This window comes from Actinomadura rupiterrae (assembly GCF_024172125.1).
GTDB lineage: Bacteria > Actinomycetota > Actinomycetes > Streptosporangiales > Streptosporangiaceae > Spirillospora > Spirillospora rupiterrae.
Map to the genome: position 1 here is coordinate 156,914 of NZ_JAMZEA010000016.1, position 23,127 is coordinate 180,040.

At 68.9% G+C, this 23,127-nt stretch carries 15 protein-coding genes; 10 read left to right on the plus strand and 5 right to left on the minus strand.

The window, feature by feature from the left end; all coding sequences use genetic code 11:
- Window positions 1–188 precede the first annotated feature (188 nt).
- Both FHU30_RS41215 and FHU30_RS41220 read left to right on the plus strand, forming a co-directional pair.
- A complete protein-coding gene (locus FHU30_RS41215) occupies window positions 189–3,515 on the plus strand; it encodes a type ISP restriction/modification enzyme (RefSeq protein WP_253883159.1) in 3,327 nt (1,108 codons plus the stop codon).
- Between the two features lie 175 nt (window positions 3,516–3,690).
- A complete protein-coding gene (locus tag FHU30_RS41220) occupies window positions 3,691–4,413 on the plus strand; it encodes a hypothetical protein (protein ID WP_253883160.1) in 723 nt (240 codons plus the stop codon).
- On the opposite strand, the gene FHU30_RS41225 is transcribed toward FHU30_RS41220, so the two are convergent.
- Window positions 4,346–5,893: a hypothetical protein gene (locus tag FHU30_RS41225; protein ID WP_253883161.1), complete on the minus strand. Its 1,548-nt coding sequence runs from the start codon at window positions 5,891–5,893 to the stop codon at window positions 4,346–4,348. The genes FHU30_RS41220 and FHU30_RS41225 overlap by 68 nt on opposite strands.
- 129 nt (window positions 5,894–6,022) lie before the next feature.
- Between FHU30_RS41225 and FHU30_RS41230 the strand changes: the two genes are divergently transcribed.
- Window positions 6,023–7,624, plus strand: a complete 1,602-nt coding sequence (locus FHU30_RS41230) for a DUF2397 family protein (RefSeq protein ID WP_253883162.1) — start codon at window positions 6,023–6,025, stop codon at window positions 7,622–7,624.
- A gap of 62 nt (window positions 7,625–7,686) precedes the next feature.
- On the plus strand, window positions 7,687–8,898 hold the full coding sequence (locus FHU30_RS41235) for a TIGR02678 family protein (protein ID WP_253883163.1): 1,212 nt from the start codon (window positions 7,687–7,689) through the stop codon (window positions 8,896–8,898).
- Between the two features lie 332 nt (window positions 8,899–9,230).
- Here FHU30_RS41235 and FHU30_RS41240 read toward each other — a convergent pair whose 3' ends face one another.
- A complete protein-coding gene (locus FHU30_RS41240; protein WP_253883164.1) occupies window positions 9,231–9,389 on the minus strand; it encodes a hypothetical protein in 159 nt (52 codons plus the stop codon).
- A gap of 175 nt (window positions 9,390–9,564) precedes the next feature.
- Between FHU30_RS41240 and FHU30_RS47485 the strand changes: the two genes are divergently transcribed.
- The 3 genes from FHU30_RS47485 (at window position 9,565) to FHU30_RS41255 (ending at window position 15,510) form a co-directional block, all read left to right on the plus strand.
- On the plus strand, window positions 9,565–13,083 hold the full coding sequence (locus FHU30_RS47485; protein ID WP_253883165.1) for an SbcC/MukB-like Walker B domain-containing protein: 3,519 nt from the start codon (window positions 9,565–9,567) through the stop codon (window positions 13,081–13,083).
- The gene (locus FHU30_RS41250; RefSeq protein WP_253883166.1) at window positions 13,073–14,371 is read left to right on the plus strand and encodes a DUF2399 domain-containing protein; all 1,299 of its coding nucleotides are present in this window, start codon (window positions 13,073–13,075) and stop codon (window positions 14,369–14,371) included. The genes FHU30_RS47485 and FHU30_RS41250 overlap by 11 nt, the downstream gene beginning before the upstream one ends.
- Window positions 14,372–14,808: 437 nt before the next feature.
- Window positions 14,809–15,510, plus strand: coding sequence for a hypothetical protein (locus FHU30_RS41255; RefSeq protein WP_253883167.1), 702 nt, complete (start codon window positions 14,809–14,811; stop codon window positions 15,508–15,510).
- Here the strand turns inward: FHU30_RS41255 and FHU30_RS41260 are convergent.
- Window positions 15,443–16,963 (minus strand): hypothetical protein, encoded by a 1,521-nt coding sequence (locus FHU30_RS41260; RefSeq protein ID WP_253883168.1) that lies wholly within the window; start codon window positions 16,961–16,963, stop codon window positions 15,443–15,445. The two genes, FHU30_RS41255 and FHU30_RS41260, sit on opposite strands and share 68 nt — an antisense overlap.
- A gap of 48 nt (window positions 16,964–17,011) precedes the next feature.
- Window positions 17,012–17,758 carry an alpha/beta hydrolase family protein gene (locus FHU30_RS41265; RefSeq protein WP_253883169.1) on the minus strand — a complete coding sequence of 249 codons (747 nt, stop codon included), beginning with the start codon at window positions 17,756–17,758 and terminating at the stop codon, window positions 17,012–17,014.
- A 245-nt stretch (window positions 17,759–18,003) separates the two neighbouring features.
- Here FHU30_RS41265 and FHU30_RS41270 point away from each other — a divergent pair, with 245 nt between their 5' ends.
- The 3 genes from FHU30_RS41270 (at window position 18,004) to FHU30_RS41280 (ending at window position 21,920) form a co-directional block, all read left to right on the plus strand.
- Window positions 18,004–19,005: an ATP-binding protein gene (locus FHU30_RS41270; RefSeq protein WP_253883170.1), complete on the plus strand. Its 1,002-nt coding sequence runs from the start codon at window positions 18,004–18,006 to the stop codon at window positions 19,003–19,005.
- An 82-nt stretch (window positions 19,006–19,087) separates the two neighbouring features.
- Window positions 19,088–21,244, plus strand: coding sequence for an MMPL family transporter (locus FHU30_RS41275; RefSeq protein WP_253883171.1), 2,157 nt, complete (start codon window positions 19,088–19,090; stop codon window positions 21,242–21,244).
- Between the two features lie 55 nt (window positions 21,245–21,299).
- A complete protein-coding gene (locus FHU30_RS41280) occupies window positions 21,300–21,920 on the plus strand; it encodes a response regulator (RefSeq protein WP_253883172.1) in 621 nt (206 codons plus the stop codon).
- A gap of 48 nt (window positions 21,921–21,968) precedes the next feature.
- Here the strand turns inward: FHU30_RS41280 and FHU30_RS41285 are convergent, their stop codons facing one another.
- Window positions 21,969–23,102, minus strand: a complete 1,134-nt coding sequence (locus FHU30_RS41285) for an epoxide hydrolase family protein (protein ID WP_253883173.1) — start codon at window positions 23,100–23,102, stop codon at window positions 21,969–21,971.
- Window positions 23,103–23,127 lie beyond the last annotated feature (25 nt).

Consider the following 23,127-nt stretch of genomic DNA (forward strand, 5'->3'; position numbering starts at 1 on the left):
CTCCAGGCGTCACGATCGAACCCGGCTACTTGCAAGACAGGTAACCGTCCCCAGGTCAAGACCTACGGGTCAACACAAGACAACAGCCAGATCTGGCCAACAGCGCAGTTCCGCCTGTTCTGCTTCTTGATGGAGCCCGGTGCAGAAGTCACGGTGAGTGGTGTGAGAGCCATCTGCCGGAGGTGAGTGTGGCCAGCGTTCCCAAGCCGGACACCGGAACCGCCGCACATGTGATCGTGAGCAGGTTCGGCCGAACGATCTCCCAGAAGAGAGGTTTGGGCGGAGCAGAGGAGGATCAACTTCGCGCCCCGCTGGAGACGCTGCTTCGGGAATTCGGCTCACTCATCGGTGTTGAAGCGGTCCCTTACGGCGAGGTGAGGCTGGATCACCTTCGTGCGCGACCGGACTACGCGGTGAACATCGGACAGGTACGAGTCGGCTACATCGAGTTGAAAAGGCCTGGTAAGGGTGTCCCAGGGGCTCCAGAGTGGCGGCCGACCACAGACGATCGGAACCAGTGGGCCAAGCTCTGCGCGCTTCCGAACGTGATCTACACCGACGGGATCACCTGGGCCCGCTACTCGTTCGGTGAACGGACTTCTCCCGTCATCAGACTCTCGAACACGGTCTCTGAACTGCGTCGACCGTCGGCGCCCGCCGTCGCCGAACTGGCCGGAGTCCTCAAACGGTTCCTGCTGTGGGAGCCTGAGGCTCCCCGGACACTGGGCTCTCTGGTGAGGATCGTCGGCGGGTTGTGCGGTCTGTTGAAGGACGAGATCCACACCGCGATCACAGCGCCAATGAAGAAGCGATCCCAAGTGCGGCTTGCGCTACTGGCGGACGACTGGCGGAACCTGTTGTTCCCCGGACTCGACAACGAGCGTTTCGCCGACGCCTTCGCGCAGACCGTCACGTTCGCGTTGTTGCTGGCCCGTTCCGACGGAATCGATCTCGCCAGCGATTCCTATTACGAGATCGCTCAGAAGTTGGGCAAGCGGCACATGCTGATGGGGCAGGCCTTCGCCGTACTCACCAACGGGGCTGACGACGAACTGGACACCGTCGAGACCCTTCGCCGCGTCATCAACGTCGCTGACCTCCAGACCCTCGACGTCAGCCCCGCGGACGCCTACGTCTATCTATATGAACGTTTTCTCGCGGCCTACGACCCGATGCTCCGCAAGGACACCGGCTCGTACTACACCCCCATCGAGGTCGCCCGTCACATGGTCAAGTTCGTTGACGAGGTGCTGCATGAGCATCTCGGTAAGGAATGGGGGTTCGCCGACGATGACGTCGTGGTTGTGGACCCTGCCATGGGAACCGGGACCTTCCTGGTCGAGGTCATCAACTCCGTGGCCGACCGGATCAACGACAAGCTCGGACCTGGGCCGCGCGAGGAATTCGTCCACGAACTGGTCACCAACAGGCTCGTCGGGTTCGAGATCCAAGTCGCGCCGTACGCTGTCGCCGAACTTCGCATCCATGGTTCCTTCAAGACGCGGTTCGAGGTCGAGACGCCGCCCGAAGCCTTGCGGTTCCTCACCGACGCACTGGCCGACCCCAACCATGTCCAGCGGAAGTTGGGCGCGTCCTATCGGGTGATCGAGGAGGCCAGGGACAGGGCGAACGAGATCAAACGCCAGGTTCCCGTAATGGTGGTCATCGGCAACCCGCCTCATGTGGAGAACGCGAAGGGTCGAGCCTCGTGGATCGAGCGTCCTCGAAAGGGGGTACCAGGACCTGGGACCTTTGCCGAACGTCCTTCCCTCGACGAGTTCAGAGCCACTGGTCTCGGTCGTTACGAGTCGGACCTGCATGGGATGCCGTGGTACTTCCTGCGTTGGGCGACCTGGAAAGTGTTCGAGGCCGAGCGGCGCATGCCGGCGGGTGCAGTGGCCTTCATCGTCCCATCGAGCGTGACCAAGAGCCGCGCTTTCTGTGGTCTGCGCGAGTATCTGCGGCACAAGTGCGATCTTGGTTGGGTCATCGAACTCTCGCCAGAAGGGAACCGCTCACCTGCCGTCACGCGAGTCTTCGGCCCCGATGTGGGACGGGAGCTCAGCATCCTCGTCTTCGCCCGAACGGCCGGTTCCAACGAGTCGGAACCGGCCGATGTTCGCTACCTCGAGCTACATGGGACACGTGAGGAGAAAGAAACAGCGCTGGGGGAACTGACCACGAAAAGCTCATCCTGGCGGCTTTGCGACCGCGGCTGGCAGGATTCTTTCCTCCCTGCCGCGGACCCGGAATGGACGGCGTTCCCTTCGCTCGGCGAACTGATGCCCTGGAGGTCCCGAGGCGTCACTCCAGGTCGAACCTGGGTCTACGCTCCTACAGTCGGCGTCCTTCAAAGCCGCTGGCACAAGTTCCTTGCCTCCCCGGTCGAAGAACGTCGTGAACTCTTCCGCGAAGGGCGGGACCGAACGTTGCGGAGCCAGGTCAAGCCGCTCCCCGGTTTTCCGCTTCCGCAAGGACCGTTGGTCGAGGAGACAGGCCCTTGCCCTGAACCGGTTCGAGTCGCCTACCGATCATTCGACCGGCAGTGGCTGATCCCGGACAACCGCCTGTTGGTCATGGCCCGCCCTCCCTTGTGGCAGGTCTGGTCCGAAAACCAAGTCTATGTCTCCGAAGACGCCCATGCCATCAAGCATGGGCCGGGCCTCGTCTTCACTGGGTTGGTCCCCGATCTTCACCACTTCTGCGGCCGGGGCGGCGGGATACGTCCCCTCTGGCGCGATCCCACGTGTTGCGCTCCGAACATGACCAAGGAGTTGCTCGATCATCTCGGCGATGTGCTGGAAGTCCCGGTCTCCGCGGAGGATGTGCTGGCCTACATCGCAGCCGTGGCCGCACACCCCGGGTACACGCGCCGGTTCCAGAAGCACCTACGGCAGCCAGGCGTGCGAATCCCGCTCACCGCAGATCCGCAACTGTGGAGTCGCGCCGTGTCCATCGGGCGCGAAGTCCTCTGGCTCCACACCTACGGCAGCCGTTTCGAAGACCTGTCCGCCGGGCGGGCGCGTTCCGAGCGCGCTCTTGTCGGACGTTTCGGGGTCAGGTGCCTAGCTCCTGTGAAATCGCTTCCCGAGCGACTCGCCGAACGTCTCACTTATGATGCGGACACGCAGTCGCTTTCGTTCGGTAGCGGAACCTTCGCTCCAGTGCGGCAGGAGGTCGTTGACTACACCGTCTCCGGCCGGCGCGTGGTGTGGCATTGGCTGAATGACCGGACAACTCAGCCCCGAAACAAGCGCCGTTCCTCTGCTCTTGACGACATCGCGCCAAACACCTGGAACCGCGATCTCACATTCGAGTTCCTGGCGCTCCTCTCCGTCCTGACGGGATGCGTGCTCCTGCAACCGGACCAGGAAGCGCTGCTGAGCGAGATATGCACAGGGCCATTGATCTGCAGCAAAGATCTCTGCGACGCTGGGGTACTCCCTGTTCCGGTCACTGCAACAAAGCCCCCGAAACCGGCACCGTCGGGTTATCACCCCATCCCTGGAAGCTGATCTCAAGCGCGGCGTCCGGCTACCTCGGCTGTTCTCCGGGCACTGGTGTCGTCTTTGTTGTGCAATGGTCTGCATGAGGGTCGGAGAGATCTGGGCTTACCGCGAAGGCCGTGGCAGCCCGTTGTGCCGGGTTGAGGTCGTCAGGATGAATCATCCTCGACGCCGCGGTGTCCACGTGCGGTTCTTGGATGGCGAGGATGCTGGCATCCAGGAGTGGGCCGGAGGAGAGCAACTACCGGCGCGGTGGGATGATGCACAGAAGGTCATTCAGGACGATGTGAACCTGGCGACGGCGATCGAGGAGTCGAAACACCTCCACGGCAGTCCCGAGTGGGAGGCCGCCAAGCTGGTGTTCTTGATGATCAGACCCAAGGGCCGGATCCACATGTTGCACACCAAGGTGGACGCCGGAGTGGTGCGGATTAAGGATCTGGGCAAGGTCGCCCCGTGGCTGCGGATGGACGAGCACGAACTACTGGAGGCCGAAGGCGCGTTCGTCGACCGGTACGGCACCTATATCGCCCCTTGGCCGGTCACCCTGCGGATCGCGCGTCGAGCCGCAGAACTTCAGGCGGACACCGTGCTGGAGGAGATCCTGCGGCGGCTCGACTCGGAGCGGGAGTATCTCGACCAGCGACGTTCATGGGAGCGAGGCCGGGGAGAGAAGAAGGTCGCGAGACTGGAGGCCGTCGCTCGTCTCCTGCACACGTGGTGCGGTGAGGAGACCTTGGAGCGGTACGACGAGTTGGAGGCGCTGCGCGCCGAGGTCCGACGGCTGGGCCTGGTGGTGGAGAAGGCGATCGCGGCCCTGCGCCAGAACGGGCACCGGGCTATCGCCGCCACCATTGAGCGTGACCTCGGCGTGCGAACCACGACATCTCGCGATAGGGATCGTTGACGTCGCGTGGAGCCTCGTCTGTTCGCCTGTACTCGCGGTAGGGCCCTTCCGGGCTCCAGTCGCCCAGGTACGGCCTCAGGTCATCGGCCTTGGGGGTGAACTCGAACCCGCTCAGCACAGACGGATTCCGGGTCGGGTCCAGGCGGTCGGCGACGCCGAGCGCCCACGGAATCCAATGCCGGAGTTCGGCCGCGCGTTCGGGATCGTCCGTCTCCGCTGCGACGACCTGCAGTTCGCCGCACAGCGCGCGGATCTCTCGTGCCGTCGTCCAGCCGTCGAATGCCGCCGCCAGCGTCCTGCCCCGGTGGTCTTCGGTGGACAGTCGTCTCGCTTCGGCCATCGCGCGTTCCCACCGTGTCCTCTTCTCGGTCTCCTGTCTCTCCCACCGCGCTCGTTGTTCGTCGAGCTGGCGCTGGCGCTCGAGCCGTTCTTGCTCCTCGCGCTCGACGCATCGTTCCGCTGTCTTGAGGATCTCGCCCAGTTTGCGGTCCACCAACGTTCTGCCATCGGTCCATTCGCGTTTGTCCGCGTGCGTGGAGAGTCCCAGTTCGATCTTGAGTCGGCCTGTGAAGACGGTTTCGTATTCTGGGGCGACGCGCTGCCACGCGTAGATCCCGCGCTTCTTGCGTTCCTCATCTGACAGTTCACGGGCGCGTTCCTCGGTTTCCTCCGAGATGGTCACCGTGATCTGATGGTCGTTCCCAACCTGAAGGAACAGTCCTCTGGGTTTGCGTCGTCTGGAGAGCGCGAGCCGGTGCCCCCGGCGTTCGGCATGTCCCGAGAGGTCCTGGATCAGACGGAGAGCACGCGGCCTCAGCTCGTCGCAGACCGCCAGCAGCCCCGGTTGTGCTTCGACCATCGCGATCAGGTCGGGACGGCGGGACACCTTGTCCCGAGTGCCCAGCCGGATCCGGTTCCAGTCGGTCTCCTCCTCCGGTCCTCCGTTCGACAGGCGGATGACCAGGTCACCAGCGCTGCGGCCTGTGTGCAGCAGTTGCATGGTGTCAGGAACCAGGCCATTTCGTTTCGCCGCGTGAATGGCCCGGCGGTACGCCGCCCGTGTCCCCTCGTCCGGGTCCTCCACCCGTAGAGTGCCGCCTGCGCGTTGGACATGTGCGATCAACTCTCGGGCGGACAGCGGCGTGCCAGCGGTCCGTGCTCCAGAAACCGGAACGGCTCGGGACGCGGTTCCCGGTTCGGGCCTGTCGGGGTGGTGGCCGTGCTCAAGGTAGAAACGTCCCGCATCGGTGATCTCCGCTCGCCAAACGCCTTCGTGGCGGGGCGTCACGACCAGCCCCCGGTTCCGAAGGGCGTAGACCGTCATCGCCAACTCGGAGTTCTTCGCGCTGACCGGGTCCTCACCGGTGTCGATACGACGGAGCACGGTGAGTTGCCGCTCGTTCAGAGGTGACCATCGCTGCACGACCTCAGCGCATCCCACCTCCAGCTCCGCTGCAACCGGTTCTCGGAATCCGGACAAGCTGAGAGTCGATCGCGTTACAAGAAGGAAGGGAAACCTCTCCAAAAGGAGGTATATCTGGGATTCTGTCGCACACCCTGACTAAACTTCACCCCGCGTGACAGGAGTCCACTCCACTTCGGGGGTTCCATGGGAGAAGAGTCGGAGGGAGACCGGGAAGCGGACTTCACAGAGCCGGTCATCACCGTCACCGACGCCCGCAGAGTCATGGCCTACCTGCTGGTCCCAGAGTCCGACGACTACATCGCGATCATGGAGGTCCTGGAGTCCTCGGTGACGGACATGAGTCCCGCCGAGGTGACTTCCGCACTGCGCACGAACGGCCATAGACCGGACCAGCGCACCGTCGAGACACGACTGCGGAAGCTCCAGTCCTGGCATGCGGTCACCGCACGTCCCGACGTGTCCCAGGTGCGCCGTTACTCGGACCTGCTGGCGGGCAACTGGCGTTACACCGCCACCCCCACCGGACGCCAGGTACAGCGCTTCTACACCCAGGTGCTCTCCGGCGCGGCCACGATGCGTGAGATCCCGTTGCCCAGTCTCGCCCGGGTCGTGGAGTCGTTGGAGGCTCTGGTCCGGCTCCTCACCCGCCCCGACGACGGTGCCCCCGGTTCCACAGCCGAGGTCACCGAACACATCGGGCGAGTCTTCACCAGCCACGACGACCTCGACAGCGCCCTGGTCGGCGCCGAGGACCGGTTGGCGGAGCTGGCGGACCGATTCGACCTCGGCGCCGAGACCACGAACGAACTGAAGCGCCTCCTCGTCGACTACGCCACTCATGTAGCAGCCGATTTCGACCAGGGCTCGGCACGTGCACACAACGCCCTCACGAGTCTGACACCCCATTTCGACGCACTGGTACACGCGGCGACCGCGGAATCCCAGGCGCGGGCGCTCATCGAACGCGGTGTCCTGGCCGCCTCGCGAGGCGGCCGCCCGGACGACTGGGCGGGGCTGCTCAAATGGTTCGACCCCGCGACCGGCCGTGCCGCCCGGTTCGGGCTCCGCCTCGTACGCGCGCTCCCGGGCATGCACGCCAACCTCCGGCGGCTGAACAGCTCCACGGAGTCGGTGACCACCCGTGCCAGGGCGCTGGCGTTCGCCCGTGCGTGCCTGCACCCCGAGCACGGTGGCGCGGTCTGGCTGGCCGCGCTTGGCGATCATTCCTGGCGCAAGCTGGCGGGGGTCTCCGACGAGGAGGAGACGGCGAAGGGCGGTACACCATGGCGGGACGGGCCCGGTGTCGAGATACCCGAACTGCTGCGCACCACCGGACGCACCGGCGCCCGGGGACGGGCCGCGGCAGCACGGGACGACACCGCCGCGCGCGCCACGCTCACCGAACGGCGCCGGGAACGCATGGCAGCGCACCTTGCCGCGGTCCGTGAGGTGCTGGCCGCTCCCCCTGGCGCTCCGTTGAGCGAAGCGGCCGCGAGGGTGGCGCTCGGCTCATTGAACCTGGCGGCTCGCGGGGCACGACGTCGCCCCACAACGGCCGTGCCGTTCGTCCACCGGACCGCCGCAAAGGACGGGCTCGCCTGCACGGTTCTGTACACCGGCGAGGCGACGGGAGCCGAAACCCTGAGAGCCCCGAGCTGGCGAGTTCTCGCCCCCGGGCGCGTCGCGGTCTTCCACCGTCCGGGAACGGCGCCGGAGATTCCCGCACGGCTGCTGCCCGCGAACGGCCGTGAGGACGACCCCGAACACGCAGAGGGAGCGGCATGAACGATGAGTCCGATGCGTTCGCGCCCACGCGCAAGGCGTGGCGGCCCGAGGTCGACGTCGAGGTGGCCGCACTGCTGCGCGTGCTGGCGGCCCGCCCGTGGCTGGTCAGCGGACGCGACGACGCGTTGATCTCCGCTGTCCGGCGCAACGAGGGGCGGTTGCGCACGGTCTACGGACGTCTTGGCTGGGTGCTGTTCGTCAGCCGTGACCTGGTGCGACTGCGCAAGTCACCGCCGCCACGCCGGGACTCCTGGGCCGCGCGGGCGCCGAATTCACTGGTATGCGCATGGTTTTTCGTCCTCGCTGCGACGGCGGAGTCCATGCCTCCGAAGGTGGCGCTGCCCCATTTCGTCACCGAGGCGCGGGTCGCAGCCGCCGAGGCGGGGGTGCCGAGCACCGGAGAGATCGACGAACGGCGCGCGATCGTCGCCGCGTTCAAACTGCTCGACGAACGCGGCGTCGTCGTCTGCCTGGACGGCGACATCGAGCGGTACGTCCACGACGACAAGGCACCGGTCCTGCTCGCAGTGCACCACGTCCGGCTGACCCACCTGATCGCCAACGCGGGCGGTAGTGATCCGGCAGCCGATCCGGGGGCCTGGCTAGACGGTGTGGAGCACGAGTCCGATCCCGCCCGGCGGATGCGGCGTCGTCTGGTCGACGACACGGTCGTGCACGCTTGCGACCTGGACGACGCCGAGGCCGACTGGTTGCGACGACGGGTGCGGGGCGACGACGGCGCGCCGTTGGCGGAGGCGTTCGGGCTCGCTGTGGAGCGGCGTGCCGAGGGCGCCGCATTCGTGGTTCCCGAGGATGCCTACCGGCATCCTCGGGAGCTCGGGCCGGTTCCCTTCCCGATCACCGGGGGCACCGTCCCGCACGCGGCACTGCTGCTGTGTGACGCCGCCGGAACCGACGGGCGGCCCGCGGTCGAGGCCGGCGTCCCCCAAGGGGCGCCGGGACCGGGTTGGCACGGGCTCTCCGGTGCGAGCGTCATCGACAGGTTGTCGGACTGGTCCGCCACGGTGGGCGCCGGAAGGGGCGGCTGGTCGAAGGACCTGGTGGAGAACCCCGGCGCGCTGGCGGTCCAGGTGGCGGATCTGCTCACCGCACTCGATCTGGTCCGGATCGTCTCGGTCGGCGCCGAACACGCCGTCTGGTGGTTCTCCCCTGTGACGGGCCGCTGGCCCGCTCCCGCCGCCGAGCCCGCTCGTCCGAAGAGCCAACCGCGTGACGCGGTGGGAATGTTCACCGAGACCGGCGAGGTGATCTGAGTGAGCCCCCGGGACATCACGACCCTCCCGTTGGAACCGCTGCCGGAGCCTCCTCTGCCGCCTGCCGGTGATCCGAGCCGCTTCGTCCGTCGATGGCACCTGGTCTCGGCCGGTTTGTGCAACGTGTGGCGGTACGGAGATCTGTCGTTGGACACCCCCAGTGGCCGCCTTCTCATGCGCGGCGCCAACGGCACCGGCAAGACGACGGCGTTGGAGGCGCTGTGTCCCTATCTCCTGGACCTCAACTCGGCCCGGATGGCGGCGGGAAAGGCCCGACCGACCACACTCGCCTCTCTGATGCGCGAGGGCGCCACCGGTAAGCGCCGGGTCGGTTACGCCTGGTTGACGTTCGCCGCCCCATCAGGGCCGGACGCCGACGCCGGGGAGACGACCGAGCGTTCCTGGGGTGTGCGGTTGCAGTACAGCGCGAACTCGTCGCCGCAGGTGCGCACGGTGCCGTTCACCGTGCCAGGACGTCCGCTGCGCGACATCGCCCTGCACGGTCCGGGCCGTGAGGCCCTCACCGCCGAGGAGTTCAACACCGCCGTACGGGACGCGGGCGGTGAGGTCTTCGACGATCCGGACGAGTACGTCGACGACCTCGCCCGAACGGTCTGGCGGGCGACCGCCGCCGAGGTCTCCACGCTCACCGGCCGCCTGCGTCAGGTGCGGAACCCGGCGCTGCTGGGTGACGTCAGCCCGAACGCGGCGGCTGAGGCGCTGCGCGAGAGCCTTCCGGGAGTCGACCCGGCGGTGGTCTCTGCGACGGCGGAGGCGCTGGCGGCCTCCGACGCCACCCGCCAGGCGTTCGAACGCGACCGGGAAGCCGCCCGGGTGCTCGGCGACTTCGCCAACGCCTGGGCCGGACACGTCACCGATGTCCTGGGCAGCGCCCACAAGGAGGCGGTGAAGTGGTGGAAGGAGCTGGAAGAGGCGAGAGAAGAGGCCAGGAGCAGCGAGCGGGAGCTCGGCAAGGCGACCGACAAGGCGGGATCGGCGTCGGTACAGCGCGAAAAGGCACGGACCGAACAGAGCGAAGTCCAGGCGCACATTCGGGCGCTGGAGAAGTGTGATGCCTATGACGCCGCCCGGAATCTGGACCTCCTGGAACAGCGGCGGACCGCTTTGCAGGGGCGTGCCGAAGCTGAGTTCCGGGCGCTGGAGCGCGACACCACCCGGCAGGTCCGGACGGGTAAACGTCTCCGCCGGGATCTGGAGTCCCTGGACGCGGAGATCGACGAACAGGTCAGGGCGGCGCAGGAGGCCGACGCCCGCGCCCACCCCCGTGAGGCCCTGCTGTCCTGGGCGGACCGTCCTCGCGCCACCTTCCCCGTAGGGAACAGGATCGCCGACCCCGGCCCGGCGATCACCGTCACCGGCGGTCCGGACCGGCTGCGTTCCGCCGCCTCCGCCTGGGCCACGTTGGCCGACGAGCACCGGAGGAACGCCGAGCGCGCCGAAGTCGCCGTCAACGACTACGAACGCGGCGTGCGCCCCAAGGAGGACAAGGCCAAGGTCCTGACCACGGAATCGGGACAGATCGCGGAGCGGTACGACGCCAGCGTCGACAGACTCGAAACGCTCGCGAGGAGGGCGGGCGAACAGGTGGCCTCCCTGCACGGCTCCATCCAGGAGTGGGGTGGCCGCCATCCCGACATCGCACCGGAGATCGACCGCAGCGCCCCTACCGGCGATCCGGCGCAGTTCCTCGCCACGGCCGAGGAGTGGGCGGACACGGTTCGAAGCCGAGCTGTGCCGCTCGTGTCAGATGCCAAGGCACGAGCACGGCACCACGGTGAGGCCGCTCTCACCCTCACCCGCCAGGCGGAGGACTGCCGCCGCCGGGCCGCTGAACTCCGGTCCGACAGGCTGCTCCCGTTCCCTCGCCCGCAATGGGCCGGAGAGGTCGACGACACCACGGCGTTCGGCTCCGCTCTGGACTGGCGCGCGGAGGCCACCGACGAGGCCGCGCGTGCGGCGATCGAGGTGGCACTGGCCGATGCGGGGCTTCTGAGCGCCGCCCTGACACCGGCGGGGACCCGGACCGACGTCTGGCGGATCGCACCCACCGGGCATCCCGCCGCCTGCGGCCTGGACACGGTGCTCGCCGTTGATCCGGTCCACCCGTACGCGGCCGAGGCGTTGGAGGTGCTGCGCCGTATCGAGCTGGCCCCCACCGCGTTGGCGGCGCCTTCCGGTTCGGTCCTGGTCATCGGGCGGGACGGATCGTTCGCCGCAGGCCCGCTCATCGGCGACCGCCTCGCCGCGCCAGAGGGGAGTACAGCCCGCCCGCCCGCGCCGACCGCTGTGCACGTCGGCGCGCACCGCCGGCGGGCGGCGGCACGCGAACGCGCCGCCGAACTGGACCGGCAAGCCACAGAACTCGTCTCGCAAGCGGAGGAACTGCAGGCGAAAGCCCATGCGGAACTCGACGCCGCAGAACGGATCACCACGGCGGTGGACACCTTTCCGCGGAGGACGGAGCTACGGAAGGCGGAGGCGGACCGGGCGAGCCAGGCCGTTCAAGTCGCCGAACTACGGATCAAGCGGGACCAGTCGCATGTCGCCGCCGTCGCGGCCGAACGCGACGCCGACCAGGCCCGGCGCGAGTGGGCGGGGCGCGTCCGCGCGATGGGGCTGGTCGTGGAGCTGGACAGCCTGGCGAAGTCGGTCGCCGCCTCCCGTGACACCGCGAGAGCCCTCACGGGCTGCGTCCAGGTGCTGGAACGTGGGCTGATCCGCCGGGCGGACGCGATCGTCACCGACGTGGAGGAGGACGACGCCACCACCAGGCGGCTCCGCACCGCACATGGCGACGCTCTCTCCTCGTACCGGGAGGCCGAAGAGGTCCGCGTCGAGATCGTCACACTGCGCGAGAGGCTGGGCAGCGACATCGAGGCGGTCCTGCACGACCTCGAGCAGGCCAGACACCGATCGAAGGAGCTGGAGCGGGCGCTGCCCGACCTTGACCGTGCGGTGGAGGAGACGATCGCCACTCGCGAGCGGATGTCCGCGCGGGTGGACACTGCCCACAAGCGCGTCCAGGACGCGGAACCGGAGGTCGCCGCGGCAGCCGGCAGGCTCCGGGAACTACTTGAGGTACCCGGCGTTCTCGCCACCCTCGCAGATGGTTCGGCAGCCGATCTCCTCCAACGGGTCACGCCCCCTGAGGCTCTCATCGACAAGGTCGGCGGGCTCCTCGCAGGCCACCGTGGTCTTGCCCGGCACGCGCTTCTGGCCAGGTACGACGCCGCCCGTGCCGAACTGGCCGGGGTGTGGACGCTCGAGCACGGGAACAGCCACGGCCCGCTCGACACCTTCGTCATCACCCACGGCGACGCCGTCTACACGCCCGTCGCCGCCACGCGTCGGGCCGGAGAGCTCGCACGGCAGGCGGAGGACGCACTGCGCGTCGCTGAGGACGAGGCGCTCCGCTCGTTCATCCTGCAGCGGCTGCCCGCTGCCGTCGCCGTCGCATGGACGCGGCTCAACGACTGGAAACGCGATGTCAACCGCAAGATGCGCGCCGCCTCGGCGTCCAGCGGAGTCGGTGTCCAGGTGGAGATCGCACCGATCCGCGACATGGCCCCGGCCGTGCGCACCGTCTATGAGCTGGCGTGCCGGGGTAACGCGGCCGACCGCACCGACGAGCAGCGGGTGGAGCTCGGCCGTGCTCTCCGTTCTCTGATCGACGCGGCGGACGGTGACACCATGGAGGACAAGGTCACCAACGCCATCGACGTGCGCGACTGGGTGAACGTCAACTATGTCGTCACCCGGGCCGGGCAGCAGCCGAAGACCTGGACGTCCCGCACAGGTCTGTCGGGTGGCGAGCGACGGCTGGTCGTCCTTGCACCGATGCTGGCGGCCGTCGCGGCGACCTACGACGGATTCGGATCGGACGGACTACGGCTGGCCACCCTGGACGAAGTTCCCGCCGAGGTCGACGAGGCGGGACGCGAAGGACTGGCTCGTTACCTCGCTGAACTCGATTTGGACATCCTCTGCACCAGCTACCTGTGGGACGGTGCGCCCGGCGCCTGGGACGGCATTGACGCGTGGGACTTCGAAGGTGATGAGAGCGGAACGGTGGTCGCGTTTCCCATGCTCATGCGTGATCTGAATGATCTGCCTGACGATTCCGCGTATTTCTCCGGAGAGACGGGAGCCGCCGGTGACGGCTGAGTGCGAGTTGTGCTCCGGTGTTTGTGCGGACGCCGACCTCACGCCGTTGCTGGCGCCCGAGTTGCGCTGGCTCTGGGAGGGGATCGCCGCCGCCGCCGACCGGCGCGGGGACCCTGAACTCGCCATGGGTCATGTCCAGGTCCGCGCACCGGGCGATCCCGCCGAACGCGCCGCCGCAGTCGGGCTGCTCGGTGGTCGCCCGCTGTCACCAGGCCGGTCCCGGTCGGTCGACTTGACGGCACTGACCGTTCGGTTGAAGGCACGCGGCGAGCAACTGACGCCGGGCGCGGTGGCAGCGCACGCGACATGTCGCCGTCTCGCTGTCCGGGCACGCGAACGAGAACGACGCACGGCAGCCGACGCCAGGCTTCGCGACCAATTCGCAGCGCTCCTCGAACCGCTGCTACAGCGACGCGGAGTTGATGTGGACAACCTGTGGGCGTCCTTGCGCCGCAACGGATGGGTCGCACGGCTGCACGCCGCCGGAGGCGAGGCGCCCTTCCTGCTCGACGCGGTGTGCTCTGTCGTTTTGGCGCTGCCCTCGCCCGGACGGCGCGCGGACCGGCGTGTCCTCGCCAACACCGTCCTCCACGACCCTCACGGGCTGGATGACGGTTCCCGTGTCACGGGACTGGTGCTCGGCCTGCTGAGCGCGCTGGGAGACGTGCCGACCGGGGAACGCCACCGCCGCGCCTGGAACCTGGTGGGCGTCGACTATGACGACCTCACAGGTGGGCTGGTCTCGTTGGGCGTCCATCCCGTCGGATGGTCCGTCCCGATCGGCTCGGTCCTGACCCTGCCTCCCCGCGAACTGGCCCGGTGCATTTGGCCTTCCGCCCCTGATCCCGCGCCGTGGGTCTTCGTGACCGAGAACCCGTCCGTTCTCGCGATGGCCGCCGACGCGGCCGTCAATCAACAGGTGGGCAAAATGCTGTGCACCGTGGGAACACCCTCCGAGCTCGAGGTTCACGCCATCGCCCGGCTGGCACGAGCGGGCTGGCGAGTCGCCGTCCGGGCCGATTTCGACATGGCCGGACTGGCGCACGTCGAAACGCTGCTGACGAGTGTTCCCGGCGCTGTCCCATGGCGAATGGGGGTCGCCGACTACCTGCTGAGCCTCGACCGCGCCGCCGAAGCTCCGGAAATCCCCGATACGGCAGCTCCGACCAGTTCGTGGTGTCCCGAACTGACCGCGTCCATCCGGGCACACGGCCGGGCCGCCTACGAGGAAACACTTCATGACGAACTGCTTCACGACCTTCTCAGAGGAACGCCCGACACCAAGTGACCAGTCCTTGCCCGGCCGAGCTTTCCCTGTTGCACTTACCCCGCGAAAACCGGATTTTCGGGCACATGCAGCATGTGCGAGCACAAACCGTACTCCCGATAACCGGCCGTCGAGACATCGAATATGCCGGGTGCGCATCGCTAGGCGGTTCGACCGTCCACCCCGTATACACCGGATAGGTCGACCCCGCGTGGGTGAGTGATCCGATTCCGGCCTCGGACACCAACTCCCATACAAGGGATACGAAGTAGGGCGGAGATTTCTCCGTCCTACTTTTGTTTTCGGGCTCCGTATGACCGGTACCTGGCGCACCTTGAAAGCGCATGCCGCGATCCCTGCACGGCTTGGACCGCGATGAACGTGACCCCTGTCACAGTCGGCGCTGCCGGCTCCGGTCGGCCGGCTTGGCCGTTCCTGGGACGTCGGCGGCGCTTGCGTTGTGGAATGGGTCGGAGTGGGCCGGGCCCGGGCAACTGCCGGCACCGTGGGACGAGGCCCGGAAGGTCGTCCGGGACGACGCGGCCCTGGCGGCGGCGATCGAGGAGTCCAGGCACGTCCACGGCGGTCCCGAGTGGGAGGCGGCCAAGCTGGTGTTCCTCGTGATCAGGCCCAAGGGCCGGATCCGCATGCTGCACACCAAAGTGGACGCCGGAGTGGTGCGGATCGACGACCTGGGCAAGGCGGCCGCCTGGCTGGGGCTGGACGAGCAGGAGCTGCTGGAGTCCGAAGGGGCGTTCGTCGATCGGCACGGAACCTTTGTCGGCCCATGGCCGGTGACCCTGCGGCTCGCGCGTCGTGCCGCGGAGCTTCAGGCCGACACCGTGCTGGGAGAGATCCTGCGGCGGCTCGACTCGGAGCGGGCGTACCTCGACCAGCAACGCCCGTGGCAGCGGGAGCGGAGTGAGAAGAAGGTCGCGAGGCTGGAGGCCGTGGCCCGTCTCCTGCACGAATGGTGCGGTGAGGAGACCTTGGAGCGCTACGACGAGTTGGAGGCGCTACGCGCCGAGGTCCGACGGCTGGGCCTGGTGGTGGAGAAGGCGATCGCCGCCCTACGCCAGAACGGGCATCGCACTATCGCCGCCACCATTGAGCGCGACCTCGGCGTGCGAACCACGACAGCTCACGAAAGGCATCGTTGACATCTCGTGGAGCCTCGTCCGTCCGCCTGTACTCGCGGAAGGGCCCTTTGGGACTCCAGTCGCCGAGGTACGGCCGCAGATCGGCCTCCTTGGGAACGAACTCGAACCGGCCCAGCACCGACGGATTCCGGGCGGGGTCCAGGCGGTCGGCGACGCCGAGTGCCCACGCGATCCAGTCCCGGTGCTCGGCCGCGCGTTCGGGGTCGTCCGCCTCCGCGGCGACGACATGAAGCTCGCTGCACAGCGCGCGGATCTCGCGTGCCGTCGTCCAACCGTCGAGTGCCGCCGCCAGTGTCCTGCCGCGATGATCCTCGGTGGACAGTCGCCTCGCCTCGGCCATCGCCCGTTCCCAACGCGCCCGCTTCTCGGCCTCCTCCCTCTCCCACTGCGCTCGTTCCTCATCGAGCCGACGCTGCTGTTCCAGCCGCTCCTGCTCGTCACGTTCGACGCATCGTTCCACGGCCTTGAGGATCTCGCCCAGCTTGCGGTCCACCGGCACTCTGCCGTCGGTCCATTCGCGTTTGTCGGCATGTGAGGAGAGCCCCAACTCGATCCTGAGCCGTCCGGTGAAGACGGTCTCGTATTGCGGAGTGACGCGCTGCCATGCGTAGGTTCCGCGCTCAGCGGACGGTTCCCGGGCGCGTTCTTCGGTCTCCTCGGAGATGGTCACCGTGATCTGGTGATCGTTCCCGACCTGCAGGAACAGTCCTCTCGGTCTGCGTCTCCTGGAGAGCGCGAGCCGGTGGCCACGGCGCTCGGCCTGCTCCGAGAGCTCCTGGACCAAACCGAGAGCGCGTGGTCTCATCTCGTCGGAGACCGTCAGCAGTCCCGGGTCGTCCGTGATCCTCGTGATCAGGTCGGGACGGCGGGACACCTTGTCCCGGGCGCCCAGCCGGATCCGGTTCCAGTCCGTCTCCTCCGCCGCCCCTCCGTCCGACAGGCGGATGATCAGGTCGCCGGCGTTCCGGCCGGTGTGCCGCAGCCTCATGCCCCCGGGGACCGCGCCCTGCTGCTTCGCCGCGTGGATGACCCGGCGGTACGCCGCCCGCGTCTCCTCGTCCGGCTCCTTCACCTTGAGGGTGCCACCCGCACGTTGGACGCGTGCGATCAACTCCTGGACGGACGCCGGGGCATCGGGAGTCCGCGGGCCGGGGACCGGGGCGGCTCGCTGTGCCGTCCCGGTCCCCGGCTCGGGCCTGTCGGGATGATGGCCGTGCTCAAGGTAGAAACGCCCCGCGTCGGTGATCTCCGCGTGCCAGACGCCTTCGTGGCGAGGCGTCGCCACCAGCCCGCGGTTCCGAAGGGCGTAAACCGTCGCCGCCAACTCGGGGTTCTTCCCGCTGACCGGGTCCTCACCAGCGCCGATACGGCGAAGTACGACGAGTTGGCGCTCGTTCAGAGGTGACCACCGCTGCATGAGGTCCAGCGCATCCCACCTCTGGAACCTTCGCAACCGATTCCAAGGATCCGTTCGTGCCGCGCGACCGACAGGCCGTTCTCCTTATGCGAGTGGGTTAAGGGCGGTGAGGTGGCGGGTGAAGAAGTGGGCGGTGGTTTCTACCTCGTGCCAGGGGGTTTGGTTGTGGCGGCCGGGGTTGGCGTGGAGGGTTTTGTGGGGGGTGTTGAAGGCGTCGAAGAGGGTGAGGGCGTAGGCGCGGGGGATTTCTTCGTCGTCCCAGGCGGCTAGGAGCTGGACGGGGATGGTGATTTGGCGGGCGGCTTCGGTCAGGGCGTCGAAGAGGAGGACGCTGCCGAAGGAGGCCGCTTTGATTCTGGGGTCGGTGGCTGTTAGGAGGAGGCCGGTGGCGGTGCCTAGGGTCACGCCGCCGTAGCCGATGGGGATGTCGCCGAGTTCGGCTTGGAGGGCGGTGATGGTGGCCTGCCATTCGGGGACGGCTCGGAGGGCCAGGTCGGTGTTGTACTCGGTGACGACCGGGACGATGGACTCGCCGGCGGCGCGGGCGGCCATCATGGCGTCGACCCATGCCTGGTCTTTGGCGTTGCGCGGGCGGTCGCCGTGGCCCGGGGCGTCGATGGCGGCCACGGAGAAGCCGAATTCGGACGCGTAGCGGGTCGCGCGGGCCAGGATTCCGGGGGCGCGATTGTGCATGCCGCCGCTGTGGCCCATGAGGATGAGGGGCGCGTTCTCGGCGGGGGTCTCGGGGGTCCAGAGGACGCCGGTGATGTCGCCGAGGGTGAAGTCGCGCTCGATGACGCCTTCGGCGCGGGTTTCAGAAGTGAAGTACATGGCGGTCGCCTTTCGGATGCCTTCTGGCGCTCCCGGCGACGTCCGCGTCAGCCTGCCGTGGTGAAGGGAGGGAGCACCCATGGGGTTCTGGCGTTCACGGGTCTCACCTCCAAGATCGGGCTTCACGGCCTCCGGGAAGATAGCAGGCGGCCGCGGTGATCGCCTAGGGGTTTCCGCCGGGTTCCGTATGGCATATGGGTAGGGGTGCCGATGCCGTCGGGGGCGGTTTGGCCCACGCTCGGCGCATGGAAGCCGAGGGGGGGCTCGTCGGGCGGTCCGGCGAGCGGAAGCGGGTCAGGGAGCTGCTCGGGCGGTCGCGGGTCGTCACGATCACGGGGTTCCCGGGGGTCGGGAAGAGCGTGCTCGCCCGGGACGTCGCCGGGTCCCTGGCGGACGCGTTCCCGGACGGGGTGTGGGTCGTCCCGCTGGGCGAGATCGCCGATCCGGGGCTGGTGACGCATGCGATCGGGCTGGCGCTGGGCCTGCCGGACCGGTTCGACCGGTCGGCACTGGACGTCCTGGGCCAGTGGCTTCAGGGGCGGCGGTGCCTGGTCGTCCTGGACGAGTGCGAGCACCTGACCGGGGCGTGCGCGAAGGTCGTGGAGGAGCTGGCGTCCCGCTGCCCGGGGTTGCGGATCATCGCGACGAGCCGGCGTCCGCTGGGTTGGAGTGGCGAGTACGTGCTGAAGCTGCTGCCGCTCAGCGAGACCAACGCGATGAAGCTGCTCCTCGCGCGGGCGCGCGAGGTCGATCCGGGGTTGCGGATAGGCCGGGCCGAAGCGGTCGGGTTGTGTAGGAAGCTGGACGCGCTTCCCCTGGCGATCGAGCTGGCGGCGTCGCGGCTGGGCTCGGAGACCGTCGCGCAGGTCGCGCACGGGCTGGACGTCCAGGCGTTGCGGTGCCTCGACAGCGGAGGCACGGGACGGCACGACTCGCTCGTCCGGACGCTCGGCTGGAGCCATCAGATCGGGACGCCCGCGCAACGGCTGCTCTGGGCGCGGCTGTCGGTCTTCTCCGAGGAGTTCGACACCGCGGACGCGGAGTTCGTCTGCACAGGCCGTGCGCTGGCGGCGGAGGCCGTCTGGGAGACGCTTCCCGAACTGGCCGAGTCGAGCCTGCTCGGTATCGCCCGCGGCCAGTACTGGATGCCCCGCCTCGTGCGCGCGTACGGGGAGCACATGCTGTGGCTGCTCGGCGAGGACGTCGAGGCCAGGCATCGCTACGAGCGGTGGAAGCGGGAGCGCTGAGTCTTGTCCACCGGTCGGTGGACAACGGGTTCAACCGGTCGAGGCTGTCGGCGGGACAGGCCCTCCGGCCAGGCTTTTCGGCATGAAGAACCCCTCAGTGCGAGTGGCGCGGTGGAGCGCCCATCACCCCTGGCGCGCGATCGCCGGGTGGGTCCTGTTCGTGATGGTCTGCCTCGGCGCCGGGATCTCGGTCGGCGGGAACGCGGCGAAGTCCGAGGACTACCGCGTCGGCGAGGCGGGACGGGCCGAGGCGTACGCCGCGCAGGGCGGGCTCCAGCAGAAGGCGCTCGAACGCGTCCTCATCCAGGCCAAGGACGGGAAGCTCGACGCGGCGCGGGGCGCGGCCCTCGCAGGGGACGTCCGGGAGCGGATGGCGCGGCTTCCGGAGGTCGAGTCGGTCGCCGCGCCGGTGTGGTCGGCGGACGGACGGTCCGTCCGGGTCGATGTGACGCTCAAGGGCCCCGAACTGGACGGCAGGAAGCACGTCGATCCGGTGCTCGCGCAGACCGAGCAGGTGCGCAAGGCGAACCCGGACCTGGTCGTGGACGAGGCGGGCAGCCCGTCCATCAGCAAGGACGTCCAGGGCCAGCGCGGCAGCGACCTGTCGCGGACCGAGCTGTTCGCGCTGCCCGTGACGCTGATCGTGCTGCTGCTGGTGTTCCGGTCGGTGGTGATGGCGGTCGTGCCGCTGCTGCTCGCGGTGTCGTCGATCGCGGCGGGGATCGGGCTGTCGATGGTCGCCTCGCACGCGTTCCCGGACGCGGGCGTCGGGACGAACGTGATCCTGCTGATCGGCATGGCGGTCGGCGTCGACTACACGCTCTTCTACCTGAAGCGCGACCGGGAGGAGCGGGCAAGGTCGGGCGGCATGCTGTCGTCCGCGGCCGTGGTGGAGCTGGCGGCGGCGACGTCCGGGCGCGCGGTGGTCGTGTCGGGGCTGGCGGTCGCCGCGTCCAGCGCGACGCTGTTCCTGGCGGACGACGTGATCTTCAGTTCGCTGGCGACCGGGGCGATCGTGGTCACGGTCGCGGCGGTGGTCAGTTCGCTGACCGTGCTGCCGGCGCTGCTGGCGAAGCTCGGCCACCGCGTGGGCGGCGGGCGCCAGCGCAAGCCGGGCCGGACGCGCGAGCCGCGCGTCACCGGGGCCGTGCTGCGCGGCGTCGCGCGGCGTCCGGGGGCGATGCTGGGCGTCGCCGTGGCGGTCCTGCTGGTGCTGACCGGACCGCTCGTCGGGATCAAGCTGACCGACGTGGGCCGCGAGACGTACTCGCGGCAGCTGCCCGCCATGCGGGCGTTCGACCGGGTGAACGCGGCGTTCCCCGACCTCAAGGCGGTCAACCAGGTCGTCGTGCGGGCGGACGCGTCGGAGCAGCCGCAGGTGCGGGCCTCGCTGGAGGCGCTCGCCGGACGCGTGAAGGCCGATCCGCTGTTCGACGGACGGTCCCGCATCCGCGTTTCGGACGACCGCAGGATCGCGATGCTGGAGGTCCCGGTCCCGGCGTACCCGAGCCAGAAGCGCGCTCAGGACTCGCTCAAGGAGCTGCGCGCGGTGCACGTCCCGGCGACGGTCGGGAGGGTCCGGGCGGACGTCGCGGTCACCGGGGACGTCGCCCGGTACGCCGACTACCCCGAGCACCAGAGCGGGCGGCTGCCGCTGGTCCTCGGCGCGCTGCTGCTGGTCACGTTCGCGATCACGGTCCTGGCGTTCCGGTCGGTCGTGATGGGACTGGTCGGGGTCGTGCTGAACCTGCTGTCGGCGGGCGCGTCGCTCGGGGTGCTCGTGGCGGTGTTCCAGCACCGGTGGGCCGAGGGGCTGCTCGGGTTCACCTCGATGGGGTCGGTCGGGTCCCGGGTGCCGCTGTTCCTGTTCGTGATCCTGTTCGGGCTGTCGATGGACTACCAGGTGTTCACGCTCAGCCGCGTCCAGGAGGCGGTGCGGAGCGGGGTCCCCGCGCGGCGGGCCGTCCTGGACGGGATCGGCCGGTCGGCGGGCGTGGTGACCAGCGCGGCCGTGGTGATGATGACGGTGTTCGCGAGCTTCGTCCCGCTGCACCTGATCGAGATGAAGCAGTTCGGGTTCAGCCTGGCGGTCGCGGTGCTGCTGGACGCGTTCGTGATCCGGCTCGTGGTGCTGCCCGCGCTGATGCTGCTGCTCGGCGAGGCCGCGTGGTGGCCGTCCCGGCGCCGCGTCCCGGCCGCCGCCCTCGAGCCGGGCAGGACGCCCCGGACCGTAGGCTGATCACCGTGCCGCGGCGGCCCGGGAAAGCCGCCGCACCGGCCAGGGAGGACAGGCCATGACCTCGGTGATCGTCGCGGACGACCATCCGGCGATGCGCGCCGGCGTGATCGCGCTGCTCGCCGCCGACGCCGGGATCAGCGTGCTCGGCGAGGCGTCCGACGGGCGGGCGGCGGTCGCGCTGGTCGCCGAGCACCGTCCGGACGTCGCGCTGCTCGACCTGCGGATGCCCGTGCTGGACGGGGTCGCCGCCACGGCCGAGATCGCCGCCGCGCACCCGTCCACCCGCGTCCTGATCCTGACCACCTACGACACCGACGCCGACATCGAGCGGGCCGTGGAGGCCGGGGCGGTCGGCTACCTGCTGAAGGACACCACGCGCGAGCAGCTCGCGGACGCGGTGCACGCGGCGTCCCGGGGCGAGACGGTGCTCGCCCCGAAGATCGCGCAGAAGCTGGTGGCGCGGATGCGCCGGCCGGCCCCGGCGGCGCTCACCGCCCGCGAGACCGAGGTCCTGCGGGCGGTGGCGGACGGCCTGTCGAACGCCGAGATCGGGGAGCGGCTGGTCATCGCCGAGGCGACGGTGAAGACCCACCTGCTGCGGATCTTCGCCAAGCTGGACGTCAGCGACCGCACCCGCGCCGTCGTCACCGCCCTCGACCTCGGCCTCCTCCGCTAGCGGAGCGGGCCGAGGTCGAGGTCGAGGTCGAGTCCGCGTCCGCGTCCGCTAGCGGAAGTCGCGGTAGAAGGCGCGGAGGTCGTCGACGAGCAGGTCGGGCGCGTCGTGGGCGGACCAGTGGCTGCCCCGGTCGTGCTCGGTCCAGGCGACGATGTTCTTGTGGTCGCGCTCGGCGAAGCGGCGCAGCGGCCGGAAGTCGAAGGCGAACGACGACAGGCCGATCGGGAACGTCGTCGGGGTGGTGTCGCGGTCGGCGTGGTGGTTCTCGTAGTAGAACCGGGCCGAGGACGCGGCGGTGTTGGTCAGCCAGTAGATCGTCGCGTTGGTGAGCAGGACGTCGGGGTCCGGGAGCGCGCCGAGCAGCTGCCCGATCCAGGCGAGCTGGCCGGCGGGCGAGTCGGCGAGGGCGTGCGCGAGGGTCTGCGGCTGGGCCTGCTGGATCTTGTCGTGCACCGCGTACTCGACGAAGGTGCCGAGGAAGCCGAGGTAGTTCTGCTCGTCCTCGGTGAGGTCCGCCAGCTCGGACGGGTCGCCGCTCGGGAACGAGTAGATCTGCGTCACGTGCACGGCGATCACGCGGTCGGGGTGGCGGCGCCCGATCTCGGGGCTGACGATCGCGCCCGCGTCGTTGCCGTGGGCCGCGAACCGGTCGTAGCCGAGGCGGGTCATCAGCTCGGCCCACGCGTCGGCGGTGCGGGCCGCGTCCCAGCCCTTGGTGCGGGGGCGGCTGGAGAAACCGAAGCCCGGGAGGGACGGGATGACGACGTCGAACGCGTCGGCCGGGTCCTCGGGGTTCGTCAGCGGCTCGACCAGGTCGAGGTACTCGACGAAGGTGTTCGGCCAGCCGTGCGTGAGGATCAGCGGGGTCGCGTCCGGGTGCGGCGACCGGACGTGCACGAAGTGGATCGTCTCGCCGTCGATCTCGGTCGTGAACTGCGGGAACGCGTTGATCCGCGCCTCCTGCGCGCGCCAGTCGAAGGCGCGCCACTTCGCGACCATGTCCTGGACGAACGACCCCGGCACCCCGTACTCCCAGCCGGGCTGGACCATGCCGCGCTGGACGCCGTCGGTGATCTCCTCGCGGGGCAGCTCGTCGGCGAAGCGGGTGCGGGCCAGGCGATCGGCCAGGTCGTCCAGGTCGGCCTGCGGGACGTTGACGCGGAACTCGTTGATCTCGCTCATGAAGAAGAGTCTGCCCGGCCATTAG

Coding starts and splice junctions, on each gene's coding strand:
- FHU30_RS41230 (WP_253883162.1), top strand. CDS start 6,023: ATGGGAGAAGAGTCGGAGGGAGACCGGGAAGCGGACTTCACAGAGCCG.
- FHU30_RS41240 (WP_253883164.1), bottom strand. CDS start 9,389: ATGTCGCGCAGCGGACGTCCTGGCACGGTGAACGGCACCGTGCGCACC.
- FHU30_RS41265 (WP_253883169.1), bottom strand. CDS start 17,758: ATGTACTTCACTTCTGAAACCCGCGCCGAAGGCGTCATCGAGCGCGAC.
- FHU30_RS41270 (WP_253883170.1), top strand. CDS start 18,004: ATGGAAGCCGAGGGGGGGCTCGTCGGGCGGTCCGGCGAGCGGAAGCGG.
- FHU30_RS41275 (WP_253883171.1), top strand. CDS start 19,088: ATGAAGAACCCCTCAGTGCGAGTGGCGCGGTGGAGCGCCCATCACCCC.
- FHU30_RS41280 (WP_253883172.1), top strand. CDS start 21,300: ATGACCTCGGTGATCGTCGCGGACGACCATCCGGCGATGCGCGCCGGC.
- FHU30_RS41285 (WP_253883173.1), bottom strand. CDS start 23,102: ATGAGCGAGATCAACGAGTTCCGCGTCAACGTCCCGCAGGCCGACCTG.